Source organism: Bradyrhizobium sp. (assembly GCF_030654605.1).
Classification (GTDB): Bacteria; Pseudomonadota; Alphaproteobacteria; order Rhizobiales; family Xanthobacteraceae; genus Bradyrhizobium.
On sequence record NZ_JAURXB010000047.1, the window covers coordinates 1 to 14455 of the forward strand.

A 14455-nucleotide genomic window follows, 5' to 3' on the forward strand; every position below is an offset into this window, starting at 1 on the left:
CAGCGCCGACGGTTCAGACGCGGCCGTGACGACGACGACCTTGACGGTCGATGTTGCCGGCGTGGCCGATGCGCCGACGCTGACGGCGGGCAACGCCAGCGGTGACGAGGACACCGGGATTCCGCTTTCGATCGCCGCGACGCAGACCGACACGTCGGAAACGCTTTCGATCCTGATCAGCGGCGTTCCCGCGGGAGCGACGCTGAGCGCCGGCACCAACAACCTCAACGGAACCTGGTCGCTGACACCGGCGCAGCTGAGCGGCCTGACGCTGATGCCTGCTTCGAACTTCTCGGGCTCCATCGTCCTGACGGTGAGCGCCACCAGCGCCGACGGTTCGGACACGGCCGCGACGACGACGACCTTGACGGTCGATGTTGCCGGCGTGGCCGATGCGCCGACGCTGACGGGATTGGCGATCTCCGTCGACGCGTCCTCGAGCCCGATCCCGCTCGGTTTGTATCTCGCGGCGACCGATGGTTCCGAGACGCTCGGGGCAGTCACCATCAGCGGAGTGAATGGTGGCTATGTTCTGTCGAGCGGCACGCGCGACGAAGACGGCGACTGGGTCGTCGCGGCGGCCGACGTTGCGGGTCTCACCATGCTACCGGGATCGCCCGGTGTCGGCACTTTCGGAACTTTCAACCTGCATGTGACGGCGACATCCATCGACGGGACCAGCGTTGCATCGACCTCGATCGATCTGGCCGTCAACGTTTCGGCGGGTCCGGACGCCAGAAGCGGCCGCGCGTTCGACGGCTATGTTTCCGGCGCAACCGTATTCGCAGACGCCGACGGCAACGGCTTGCTCGATGCGGGCGAAGCGTCGACGACGACAGCCGCGGACGGCACTTTCACGATTGTCGGCGGCACCGGCAATCTGGTGATGGTCGGCGGTACCGACGTCTCCACAGGCCTGGCGTTCCTCGGCACCCTCAGTGCGCCATCGGGCTCGACCGTGATTACGCCGCTGACCACGCTCGTTGCCGCGCTGGTGACCGCGGCCAATCCCGATCAGAACGACCCCGTGGCCGTGCAAGCAGCGGTTGACGCGGCGCAAGCGGCGATTGCGAGCGCATTCGGGCTCGATCCATCGATCGACCTGCAGACGTTCGATCCGGTGGTCGCCGCAGCGGCGGGCGATGCCAACGCGACGGACGTTCTTTCGGCAGGCATTCAGGTGCAGACCACGATTGCGCAGATTTCCGCGGCCGGAGGATCGGCCACCTCGCAGGCGGCTGTCGTATCCGCGGTTGCAGGTTCGATCTCGGAAGCGGCTGTGGCTGGCGACCCCGTCGACCTGACCCAGGCCTCGACCCTGAGTTCGATCATAGAGGAGGCGGCTCCGAGCGCGGGCCAGGCGGCGATCGACGCCGTCTCGCAGGTGGTGGCGGCGGCCAATGATGCCATCGCGACGGCCGCTTCCGGAACCGGCGACGCGCTGTCGGTTCTGAGCAACATGGCCCAGGCGGCTACCGTGGCGTTGGGGCAAACGACGGATCAGCTAACCACGGCCGGTCTTGACGAGACAGCGCTCGCCACCGTCGTCACCGACAACACCGGAACCAATCTGACGGACGCGATTGCCGCGGCGCCGGTGGGAGATCCCGACGGCTCGCAGGTTGGCACTCTCGGCAACGACACCCTCACAGGTGGCGGCGGCAACGACGTGATCGAAGGCCTCGACGGCAACGATACCCTGAGCGGCGACGGTGGCAACGACACGATCCGGGGCGGCAACGGCGCCGACAGTATTTTCGGCGGCGACGGCAACGACAATCTCGAGGGCGGCGACGGCAAGGACATCCTGACCGGTGGCGCAGGCGATGATGCGATCGACGGCGGCAACAGCGTTGATCGTGTCTCTTATGCCGATGCCACCGGCGCGATCGCGGTCAATCTGGCAAACGGTACGGCCTCCGGGGCAGGCGTGGGCAACGACACACTCACTTCTGTCGAAGCCGCGGTTGGCAGCGACTTTGCCGACACCTTCGATGCGACCGGCTTCACGGGATGGAGTGGGCTCCCCGGGGTTGCAGCTGGCTATAACGAGTTCGAGGGCCGAGGCGGCGACGATACCATTGCCGGTTTCGTCAACGCCCAGGGCCAGGCCCTGACGCGGGTATCCTATGTCAGCGCGACGGGTGCGGTGACGGTGGACATCGCGGCCGGGACGGCGGGCGGCGATACTTCGGTCGGTCACGACACGTTCTCGAATGTCAACGCGGTCACCGGGTCGGCTTCCAACGACATGCTGTATGGCAGCAACAATGCCCCTGGCAGCTATGAAACATTCGACGGTCGACGCGGCGACGACTTTATCGATGGCCGCGGCGGCTACGACCAGGCCGCTTACAACAACGATCCCAGCATCACATCAGGGATTAGCGTTCAGCTTGCCGCGGGAACCGTGACCGGCGACGCCAGCGTTGGCACCGACACGCTTCGCGCGGTGGAAGCGGTGCGCGGCACCCAGTTCGACGACGTCTATGACGCGAGCGGCTTCGGTACCGCCGGCGCGCTCAACATCGGCTCCTCCGGCACCTTCAACGACTTCGCAGGTGCTGGTGGCAACGATACGGTCATCGGCAACGGCGCCACCCGTCTCAACTACTCGCTCGCGGCTGGCAGCGTCAGCGTTGACCTTGAGACCAGCGTCATCGGAACCACCAATGCCGTAACCGTTGTCGGCACCGCCACCGGCGTCGGCGAGGGGACCGACAGCCTTACCGGTGTCAACGCGGTCCAGGGTTCGGTATTTGGCGACACGCTGCTGGGAAGCAGCTTCAGCAACACCTTCACCGGTCTCGGGGGCGATGACCATATCGACGGTCGCGGCGGCTTCGACACGGCAAGCTTCAACAGCATGGGCCTTGCGACAGCCGGGGTCAGCATCAATCTGGCGTCCGGCTCCGTCATCGGCGATGCCTCTGTTGGCACCGACACGTTGCGTTCGATCGAGGGTGTCCAGGGCACCAACTACGCCGACACCTTCGTCGCAACCGGCTATGGCGTTTTGGGCGCTCTGAACGTCAGCAACGGCAACTTCAACCAGTTCGAAGGCCTGGGCGGCGACGACGTCATTACCGGCAACGGCAACACGCGACTGGGCTACTTCAACGCGACCGCGGGCGTGACGGTTACGTTCACCGGGGCGGGCACCGGCACGGCTGACGGCAATTCGTCGGTCGGCCACGACACCTTCACGGGTGCCAACGGCGCTCAGGGTTCGAACTTCAATGACGTGTTGAATGGCAGCAATGCCAACGAAGCCCTGATCGGCGGCGCCGGCGACGACGCGCTGAATGGCGGGGGAGGCTCCGACACGATCACAGGCAGCGCCGGCAACGACGCCATCGACGGCGGCGCCGGTGCCGACATCGCTGTCTTCACGGGACCACGGTCGGGTTACACCATCAATTTCAACACACCTGGTGCAGGTCAAACCCAAATCCAGGACAACACTGCAAACCGCGACGGTACCGACACGCTGACGGGCGTGGAGATCCTGCAGTTCAACGATGCATACTACGTGATCGCCTCGGGAACCTCGGGCAGTCCGATCAACCTTACCGGCCTCGGTTTCAACGGTGGTGTTCCGATCAAGGTCTTGACCGGCACCAACGATGACTTCCTGACGATCGGGCAGGGACTCTCCAACCGCTCGATCGATCTCGGAGCTGGTCTCGGCGATACGATTACGCTTGGCATCACGGGTGGCTACAACCTCAACCTTGTGAACGTCGAAAATCTGAATGGCACGGGCGGCGACGACTTTGTCAGTCTAGTGGCCAACGCCAGCGGACTCACGATCGATCTCGGGGCGGGCATCAACGACGGCGTCAACCTGGCCAACGGCGCCAACACCGTAAGCGTGGCCAATGTCGAGAATCTCAACGGCAGCGACTTTGCCGTGGGCAGCGTCTCGAACGATACGCTGACGCTGGGCAACAACGTCGGCGGCGTCTCCATCAACCTCGGAAATGGAACCAACACGCTCAACCTCGCGTCGGGCGCCAATTCCCTCGTCAATGCCTTCAACATCGCCACGATCAATGGGACGGCATTCGACGACACGCTTACCCTCGTCAACGGCGTGTATCAGTCCACGATCAACCTCGGCGGCGGAACCGATACGCTGATCCTGACCAATCCCACGGGGTTCAGTAGCCTTGGTCTGGTTGACGTTGAAAATGTGGTCGGCGGAACCGCCGACGATTATATCGTCCTGCAGAACGCCGTGACTGGCGTGACGTTCGACCTCGGGATCGGCAACGATACCCTCAACCTCGCCAATGGCTCGAATTCCGTCGGCGTGATCGGTGTCGAGACCATCAACGGCAGCGACTTCGGCGGGACGAGTCCGTCCAACGACACGCTGACGCTGCTCAACAACGTCAGTAGCGTCAGAGTCAATCTCGGTGACGGGACCAATACGCTCAATCTCGCGGCGGGCGCCAACTCTCTGGTCGATGCAGGCGGAATCAATAACACCATCAACGGTACCGCACTCGACGACACGCTCACCGTCGTCAACGGAGTCTATCAGTCCACGATCAATCTCGGCGACGGGACGGATACGCTGATCCTGGCGAACCCGGCGGGGTTCAGCGCTCTTGGTCTGGTCGGCGTCGAGAATGTGGCTGGTGGTACCGCCGACGAATATATCGTCCTGCAGAACGCTGTGACGGGCGTGACGTTCGATCTCGGGATCGGCAACGATACCCTCAACCTCGTCAACGGCTCGAATTCCATCGGTGTCCTCGGCGTTGAAACCATCAACGGCAGCGACTTCGGCGGGACGAATCCGTCCAACGATTCGCTGACCCTGCTTAACAATGTCAACGGCGTCGTTATCAATCTCGGTGACGGGGCCAATGCCGTCAATCTGGCTGGGGGCGCCAACTCGCTGACCCTCAATAGTATACAGTCCGTCAACGGAACGCTTTCCGACGATTCCCTGACGTCGCTGGGCCAAAGTCTTAATTCGACCATCGACCTCGGGGACGGGACCGATACGCTGACGCTGGCAGGTGGCTTCAACAACGTCACAGTCAACAACGTCGAGAACGTGTTCGGCGGCAATGACGCTGACGGTATCGTCATCGCCAACACGACAGGATCGACCACGGTTACCGGCGGGCTGGGCGCGGATTCCATTACCGCGAGCGCCGGACAGGACAACGTCCGATACACGAGCTCCGCGGAGTCCGCGGCCGGCGGAGGCGGTGACACCGTCACCAACTTTGACGCCGCCAACGATACCATCGTACTCGATCACGTCGCCGGTCTCGCTGGCGGGATCCATTTCGTCAGCAACGGCATTTTCAACGGAACGCCCGGGGTCCCTCAATCCGAAGCCAGGTTGGCCGGGAACGTGCTGCAGATCGACGTCGATGGCGACGGGCAGATCGGCGCCGGCGACATCGAGATTGCCCTCAATGGCCTGAGCGGCACCCTGACCGACGCCAACTTCATAACCACTGGCGTCAATCACGCGCCAACCGACATTTCCCTTGTCGGATCGACTGTCGCCGAGGACAGCTTGGCCGGAACCATCGTCGGCTCATTGTCGAATTTCGATCCGGATGCCGGCGATACCGCGACCTACAGCATCGTCAACCCCACCGGCGCGTTCGGCATCAGTGGCAATAACCTCGTCGTCGCCGGAGTTCTCGATTACGAGAGCGGCGCTTCGCAGCAGGTAACGGTGCGTGTCACCGATTCCGGTGGCCTGACGTATGATGAGGTGTTCAACATCGGCATTACCGACGCCAACGACGCTCCCACGGTGACATCGGGCGCAACGGGTAGCGTGGCCGAGAATGCTGCGGCCAGCACCGTGGTCTACCAGGCGACCGCCGCCGATCCGGATGCGACCGCGCCGAACAACGCGATCACCTGGAGCCTCACCGGTACCGACGCCCTGGCCTTCAGTATCGACGGCGGCGGAAATGTCAGGCTGAACAGCTCTGCAGACTACGAAGCCAAGAGCTCCTACAGCATCAACGTCGTGGCAACCGACGGCGGGAATCTGTCCAGCAGTCTGGCGGTAACCGTCAATGTCAGCGATGCGAACGACGCACCGACCGTTACTTCGGGCGGAATCGGCAGCGTTGCCGAAAATGCCGCGGCCGGCGCCGCGGTCTATCAGGCCACTGCAAGCGATCCGGACGGCACGGCGCCCAACAATACGATCTCGTGGAGTCTTACCGGTACCGATGCAGCCGCGTTCAGCATCGACGCCAGCGGCCAGGTCACGCTGAACGGCTTAGCTGACTATGAAGCCAGGAGTTCCTACAGCATCAACGTCGTCGCGACCGACGGGGGGAGTCTGTCCAACAGCCAGGCTGTGACCATCGGCGTCACCGACGTCAACGAGGCCCCGACAGTGAGTTCGGGCGGCACCGCCAGCGTCGCCGAGAATGCGGCGACCAGTACGGTGGTCTATCAAGCCACCGCCACCGATCCGGACACCACGGCGCCCAATAGCGCCATCACCTGGAGCCTGTCCGGCACCGACGCCGCCGCCTTCAGTATTGACGCCAGCGGCCAGGTCACGCTGAACAATTCAGCCGACTATGAGGCCGGGAACTCGTACAGCATCAATGTGGTTGCCACCGACGGCGGGACTCTGCTGGACAGCAAGGCTGTGACCGTCAGCGTTACCAACGTCAACGAGGCGCCCACCGATATCCTGTTGTCGAATGCATCGATAGCGGGCGCCAGCGCCCTTGGTGCGGTCGTAGGCGCACTGTCGACCATCGATCCCGATGCGAGCGACACTGCCACGTTTGCGCTGACGGACGATGCCGGCGGTCTATTCGCGATCAGCGGCGGGAACCTCGTCGTTGCCAATTCGCTGAGTTCCGTGACGTCTGCGACCCAACAGGTCACGGTCCGCGCGACCGACGCGAACGGCCTGACCTTCGACAGAACTCTGACGCTCACCGTGACCGGCATTACCGCAGGGGGGACGTTCCTCGGGGATGCGAACGACAACACCCTGAACGGCACCGACGGTAACGACATCTTCACGGGTCTTGCCGGCAATGACACTCTGAATGGTACTGCGGGCCAGGATATCACGGTCTATTCGGACGCAACCGGCGGCATCACCGTCAACATGGCGGCGGGCACGGTCATTGGCGACGCATCGGTCGGCACCGACACGCTTAGTTCGATCGAGGCCGTCGAGGGCTCAAATTTCGCCGATAGTTACGTCGCCACGGGCTACGGTGCCACCAGCACGAACGCTGGCAGCCCGAGCTTGATGGGGCCGGTCAACAACACCTTCGAGGGTATGGGCGGCGACGACGTCATTACCGGTAGCGGGCGGACCACCGCGTCCTACTTTCACGCCACCGCCGGGGTGACCGTCAATCTGTCCAGCGGCGCTACCAACGGCAGCGCGACCAGTACTGCGGGTGGTGACGCCGCCAGCGTCGGCAACGACACGCTGATCGGCGTCAACTGGGTTCGCGGCTCCGAATATGCCGACGTTTTGAACGGAGGCGCGGGCAACGATGTGTTCGTCGGAGGCGCCGGCAACGACGCCGCCACCGGCGGCTCCGGTTTCGACCTGATGACCTACGCACCGACCTTCAACAACACCGTGACGTCCGGGATCGCGGTCAACATGACGACGGGGATCGTGACCGGCGACGCATCCACCGGCAGCGACACGCTGCGCTCGATCGAAACGGTGCGCGGCACCAACTTCGCCGACACCTACACCGCAACCAATTTCGGCGCGGCCGGATTCACCAACGCGGCGAACTTCAATGTCGGCAACAACGGCACCTTCAACGAATTCGAGGGGATGGGCGGCAACGACACCATCACCGGCAACAACAACACCCGGATTCTGTTCTGGAACGCGTCCGGCGCCGTGACGATCGATCTCGCCGCGGGCACCGCGGACGGCGATGTTTCGGTGGGCCACGACAACTTCAGCGGCGTCGTCCAGGTCCGAGGTTCGAGCTTCAACGATACGCTGCTCGGCAGCAACAACGTTGGGTTCACGGAAGTCTTCGACGGCTGGAGGGGCAATGACTTCATCGACGGCCGCGGCGGCTTCGATCAGGTGACCTACAATAACAACAATCCGCTGACGACGTCGGGTGTCGTCGTCAACATGGCGTCGGGCACGGTGGTCGGCGATGCCTCGATCGGGACCGACACGCTGCGCTCGATCGAACAGGTATTCGGCAGCAATTTTGCCGATACCTATGACGCGACCAACTTCGGCGCTGCCGGATTCCAGAATGCCTCGACCAACAACGTCGGCAACAACGGCACCTTCAACTCGTTCCAGGGCCTTGCCGGCAACGACCTGATCACCGGCAACGGCAATACCCAGATCCTCTACGGTAACGCCACCGTAAGCGGCGTTACCGTCGATCTCGCTGCCGGAACAGCGGTAGGCGATGCTTCGGTCGGGTCCGACACGATTACGGGTGGCGTCAACAACGTCCAGGGCACGAACTTCGACGACACAATTACCGGCGGCGCCGGCAACGAGACGCTCGGCGGCGGCAACGGCAACGACACCCTCAATGGCGCCGGTGGCAGCGATGCCATTACCGGTGGCGGTGGCAACGATATTATCGATGGCGGCGCCGGTGGCGACATGGCGGTCTATGCCGGCACGATCGGCCAGTACACCACGGTGACAGCCGGTTCGGTCAGCGGCAACGGCGAGGGCACCGACACAATCAGCAACATCGAGGTGCTGCAGTTCGGCACCGGTGCCACCGCCCCGGCCTACTACCTGGTCGCGAGCGGAACCGCCGGTACTCCGGTCGATATCAGCGGCCTCAACCTCGGCGGTACGGCAGGGCTGTCGTCGCTGACCGGCAACACCGATGACTTCGTGACCATCGGCCAGAACTTCTTCGGGCGCCCGATCAACCTCGGAGCAGGCAGCGCCGATACCGTCAATCTCGGCATCGCGGGGGTGGGCTACACCCTCGCGCTTAGCGGTGTCGAAAATCTGAATGGAACGGCGGGCGATGAGTTCGTCACACTGACCGACAATGCCAATGGCTTGGCCGTCGATCTCGGAAGTGGCAACAACGACTTCCTGCAGTTGGCCAACGGCGCCAACAGCTTCAGCGTGGCCAACGTCGAGTTCATCCAAACCAACGATTTCGTCGGCAGTTCGGACGACACTCTGTTCCTGCTCAACAACGTCAGTGGAGTAACCGTCAACCTCAACAACGGCAACAACACGCTCAACCTGGCCGCAGGAATCAATTCCCTGACAAATGCCCACAACGTCCAGACAATCAACGGCTCTGCATCGAACGACGATCTGACGATCGGCAACATAACCGGCTCTACCTTCAACATGGGAGACGGTACGGACACGTTGCAAATCGCCACTGCAGGCTACACCTCCTTGAATTTCATTGGCGTCGAAAATATCGTCGGCAGCGCTGGTGATGATTTCGTCAATCTCGTCGGTACTGTCAGCGGATTGGTGGTCGATCTCGGCGATGGCAACGACACCCTTAGTGTCGCCGGCGGGGCAAGCTCGGTCAGCGTCGTCAATGTTGAGAATATCAACCGCAGCGACTATTTGGGCTTGGGCGGCGAGCCCGCGACCGACGATACACTGACCCTGCTAAGCAATGTCAGCAGCGTCACCGTCAATCTTCAGTTAGGTACCAATACGATCAATCTGGCGGCTGGAAGCAACTCGTTCGACAACCTGTTCAACATCAGTGAAGTCAACGGCACCTCATCGGACGATACGCTGACCCTGCTGGGCAACGGCGCCAATACGATCGATCTCGGTGGCGGGACCGATACGTTGAATCTGACCGTAGGAGCGTCCGGATTCACCGTGGTCGATGCCGAAGCCATCAATGGCAGCGCAGCCTACGACAACTTCACGATCGGCAACATTTCGGGCAGCACGACCGTCACCGCGGGCGCAGGCTCCGATGCGATCACGGCCAGCTTGGGACAGGATAATTTCCGTTTCGCCAGCGTGGCGGACTCGACGATCAGCGGGGTGAGGGACGCCATCACCGGGTTCGATGCCGGCAGCGATACGTTCACCTTCTCGGGGATCACTTTCGGCGGCGATGGGCATATCGAGTATGTCGATACTGGCAGCTTCGCGGGCAACGGCCAGGCATCGGCTCACCTGCAGCTCGACTCGCCCGGCAATGGCCTTTTGCAGATCGACGTCGACGGCAACGGCGCGATGGATGCGAACGACATGGAAATCAGTCTGTCAAACTTCACGGGGCCGTTGAGCAACTCCAACTTCCTGCTGACGTGAGTCACGGGCTTCTTGGGCTTTGGTCAGCGTCAGAAAATGAGGGGTGATTGAAGGTGGGCTTGAAATGAAGGATGTAAAAATAACTACAATATAATCAATTACTTATAATGAACGCTGGCGGAAGGGGTGGGATTCGAACCCACGGTACCCTTGCAGGCACGCCGGTTTTCAAGACCGGTGCCTTAAACCGCTCGGCCACCCTTCCGTCTTTGCAGTTCAGCGACTTAGCAGGGGGAGGGGCTGGGGGAAAGTATCAATTGCCGGTCACGGGCAGGCGCGTGGCGTCGATTTGCGCGGGCGTCGCCGCGCGCTGGGCCCCGGTCGCGCGGCCCCTGCGAAATATCTGGCGCCCGCCTTATGCGAACGCGAAGGCCAGCAAGCTCGAGCACAGCAGCACGAAACCGGCTGCGGTCAATGCGAGGAAGCTGTCGGACACCAAGTCATGAGTACGCATGTTGCACCTGCCACTCTCAAAGCTGGTCCGAATTCATTAAAACTTTCGGAATCAGCTTGTTTGAACGAGGTGGTCATCGCGCAAGGTCAAGCCCTCGAGCGAAAACCCTCAAATGCATGGGCAAGGAAAATACCGGCGCTAAACAGACCCAAAAACGCTGTAACTGTCTCAATCATCGCAAGATCCTTCGCGCCCCGGCACGAACACAACGCCACGAGACCGCGCACAGTCAAAAGGATTCCGGGGTGGAATCGAAGATCCGGCCGGAGTGATGCTTTGGCACAACAGTTTCGCCGGGGAGGGGAACCGGGGCCGGCCGTCGTGCAGTCGACCGGCTCTATCTCGACAGCCGGAGCGCCGCTTCCGCCGTTGCCCCGTTAGCAATTCGCCTCGGCGCGACGGTCGACCGTGATGGTGCGACGCCGCAACCATTGATTCACCACGCTGACCCTCTCCCCATTTCCGCCGCGATCCGGATGCGGTATCTTCACGACCTGGTGCGGAGGTGGGCTGCATCAGGACGCAGGACCGGCGTACGCCGCCAAGTAGGCGCGTGGCCGGCGAAATGGTAATTGGGGCGGATGGGGATTCGACAGTCAGATCAGGCCGGAGTGGCGCGAAGCGCGCTCGCGGTGGCCGCATGTCTCGTTCTCGCCAACTGCGCCTCGTCGGGCAAGTTCGCCAGCCGGGTCGATCCCAAATATGGCGTTTCCTCCAGTCCCCGGGTGGTCGCGATGGGCGAACCCGTGCCGAAGGGCGGCGGCACCTACCGTGTCGGCAAGCCCTATACCGTCGCCGGGCGGGTCTATGTGCCGGAAGATGATCCCAATTACCGCGCCGAGGGCATGGCGTCCTGGTACGGCGACGATTTCCACGGCCGGCTGACCGCCAATGGCGAAGTCTTCGACATGACATCGCTGACCGCCGCCCATCCGACGTTGCCGATCCCCAGCTACGCGCGGGTGACTAATCTCTCCAACGGCAAGTCGCTGATCGTGCGCGTCAACGACCGGGGGCCATACCACGGCAACCGGCTGATAGATGTCTCGAACAGAGCCTCCGAACTACTTGAATTCAAAGGCAAAGGCGTAGCTCGCGTGCGAGTCGAATATGTCGGCCGGGCACCGCTCGAGGGGTCCGACGACCGCCAGCTGGTCGCGACCTTGCGCACCGGCGTTCCGGCGCCATCGCCCTCGCTGGTCCGGGTCGCCTCGGCCCGCCCGTTCGTTCCCGAGGTCTCGGCCCGCGCGATCCGCGGCGATGTTCCGATGCCGGAGGGCAGGCCCTATAGCCTCGGCAACACCTCCCAGGACCTCGCTTCCATCAACGCCACATCCGAGATGTCCGCTTCAAGCCGACCCCGTCCGGCGGGCCGGGCCATCGAAAATACCCGCGCCGTGTCCTATGAAAATGACGCGCGCTATGCGCTCCGGCCGGTGAGCGCCTATGCGCCGGTCGATCCGCGCGGCCCCCGTGAATTGCTGAGCGGACGCGGGCTTTATTGAGCCTGCCGGTCAGGCCGCAGTCGCCTTGAGGAAGGCGACCAGCGCCGTGTTGACCTCGTCGGCGCGTTCCTGCTGGATCCAGTGGCCGGCCCCGTCGATGATCAGCTTCTGGCGCAATCCCGGCAGCACCCGCTCCATATCGCCGACCCGTTTGGCGCCGATCAGGCCGGTGATGACCGAATCCTTCGATCCCGCGATGAACAGCGAGGGTTGATGGATTTGCGCGCCCTGCCATGGCGCGGTCAGTTCCCAGTTGCGGTCGATGTTGCGGTACCAGTTCAACCCACCCCGGAAGCCGGATTGCCGGTACGCTTCGGTGAAATGCGCAAGGTCGGCCTCGCTCAACCAATCCGGCAACGGCAGGTCGGCGCGCGGGTTGCCCAAAAATCCCTTGCCGTCCTCGACGAACAGCGACGCCGCGGGGTCGGAAAATCCGCGACCCAGCAGGGTTCGCATCGACAGGGCGACATCGCGCTCGAATTCGGCCTCGGCGACGCCGGGGGTCTGGAAGTACTGCCAGTAGAAATTGGTGATGCCGCTGTCGCGCAAGGTATCGAGCGGCCGGCCGCGGCCCCGGAACGGCGGCGGCACACTGAGGCCCGCCACGGCGGTGAAGATATCGGGCCGGAACAGCGCCGCGTGCCAGGCGACCGGCGCGCCCCAGTCGTGGCCGATGATAACCGCCTGCTTCTCGCCGAGCGCCTCCACCAGCGCGACCATGTCGCCGACATGGTCGAAAATGCTGTAGGCGCCGACATCGGCGGGCGCGCTGGTCTTGCCGAAACCGCGCATGTCGGGGGCCGCCACCCGAAAACCCGCGGCCGCGATTGCCGGGATCTGGTGCCGCCAGGAATAGGACAATTCCGGCCAGCCGTGGCACAGCACGACGAGCGGACCTTCGCCTTGCTCGCGGAGAAAAATCTCGATGCCATTGGTGGAAACAGTGCGTGTGGAGGGCATCGCTTTTCCGCCTTGTTTCGGGGATTTTGTTGAGGACTGGGCCGCGGCGCACGATAAGGTCGTTTGACCGGTTCCGCAATCGGACCGGCTCCGCGGCATCGGGCAAAACCCGTGTTGTTTGCGGTACTTCCAACTGATAGAAGGCCGGCTTCAAGGCATCCCCAATGGCAGTCGAAACATCATCCTTCCGCAAATCCGGGTCCGCGACAGGACGCCGGTGGCGCAGCCTGCTGGCGGCGCTGGTCGCCATGGCGGTCGGGTGGGGCGGCTTGGTCTACGCCGCCAACAACAGCGTGCAGGGCGCCAAGAAGGAGGTGGAGGGCGGCTTCGACGGCGATGCGCCGACCGCGATCCTGATCGAGGCCAGTAGCGGCAGCGTGCTGTTCGAGAAGAACGCCGACGAGTTGCGCGCGCCCTCCAGCATGATGAAGCTGATGACAGCCGAGGTGGTCTTCAACGCCATCAAGAAGGGCGAGGTCAAGCTCACCGATGAATACCGCGTCAGCGAGAATGCCTGGCGCAAGGGCGGCGCGCCGTCGGGCGGCTCGACGATGTTCGCGGCCATTCACAGCAAGATCCCGGTCGATGACCTGCTGCGCGGCGCCATCATCCAGAGCGGCAACGACGCCTGCATGATCCTGGCCGAGGCGATGGCTGGCAATGAGCGCACCTTCGCCACCGAGAACATGACCAAGCGCGCGCGCGAGATTGGCCTGACGAAATCGACCTTCGGCAATTCGAACGGGCTGCCCGATCCCGCCAACAAGATGACGGTGCGCGAACTCTCCAAACTCGCCCGACACATCATCCTGACCTATCCCGATTTCTACAAACTGTTCGGCGAGCGCGAATTCACCTGGAACAAGATCCGGCAGCAGAACCGCAATCCGCTGCTGAACTCGCTCGAGGGCGCCGACGGGCTGAAGACCGGCCATACCAAGGATGGCGGCTATGGCCTGGTCGGCTCGGCCGTACAGAACGGCCTGCGCCTGATCGTGGTCGTCAATGGCCTCGATGATCCCGACGATCGCGCCACCGAAGCCAAGAAGATGCTGGAATGGGGATTTCGCAATTTCGAAGCCCGCACCCTGTTCGCAGCCCAGCAGCCGGTCGGCTACGCCAAGGTGTTCGGCGGCGAGAGCCGCTCGGTCAAGCTCACCAGTTCCGAGCCGATCAAGGTGATGGTGCAGAAAAACGGCACCGATAAACTGATTGCGCGCGTGGTCTATAACGGCCCGGTGC

Annotated in this window: 4 protein-coding genes and 1 tRNA gene; 3 read left to right on the top strand and 2 right to left on the bottom strand. The window is 63.0% G+C overall.

Translation table 11 applies throughout. From position 1 onward, the window contains the following. The first annotated feature begins 25 nt into the window (after window positions 1-25). Window positions 26-10294 (top strand): cadherin domain-containing protein, encoded by a 10269-nt coding sequence (locus tag Q7U29_RS04260; protein ID WP_304738859.1) that lies wholly within the window; start codon window positions 26-28, stop codon window positions 10292-10294. 115 nt (window positions 10295-10409) lie between these two features. Here Q7U29_RS04260 and Q7U29_RS04265 read toward each other — a convergent pair. Then, a tRNA-Ser gene (locus tag Q7U29_RS04265) sits at window positions 10410-10499 on the bottom strand. Window positions 10500-11329: 830 nt separating this feature from the next. Between Q7U29_RS04265 and Q7U29_RS04270 the strand changes: the two genes are divergently transcribed. Then, the gene (locus Q7U29_RS04270; protein ID WP_304738862.1) at window positions 11330-12253 is read left to right on the top strand and encodes a septal ring lytic transglycosylase RlpA family protein; all 924 of its coding nucleotides are present in this window, start codon (window positions 11330-11332) and stop codon (window positions 12251-12253) included. Between the two features lie 9 nt (window positions 12254-12262). Here Q7U29_RS04270 and Q7U29_RS04275 read toward each other — a convergent pair whose 3' ends face one another. Next, window positions 12263-13213, bottom strand: coding sequence for an alpha/beta fold hydrolase (locus Q7U29_RS04275; protein WP_304738865.1), 951 nt, complete (start codon window positions 13211-13213; stop codon window positions 12263-12265). A 164-nt stretch (window positions 13214-13377) separates the two neighbouring features. On the opposite strand from Q7U29_RS04275, the gene Q7U29_RS04280 reads away from it, so the two are divergent. Continuing rightward, window positions 13378-14455 (top strand): D-alanyl-D-alanine carboxypeptidase family protein (locus Q7U29_RS04280; RefSeq protein ID WP_370691694.1); only part of this gene is annotated, 1078 nt, incomplete at its 3' end.

Coding starts and splice junctions, on each gene's coding strand:
- Q7U29_RS04275 (WP_304738865.1), bottom strand. CDS start 13,213: ATGCCCTCCACACGCACTGTTTCCACCAATGGCATCGAGATTTTTCTC.
- Q7U29_RS04270 (WP_304738862.1), top strand. CDS start 11,330: ATGGGGATTCGACAGTCAGATCAGGCCGGAGTGGCGCGAAGCGCGCTC.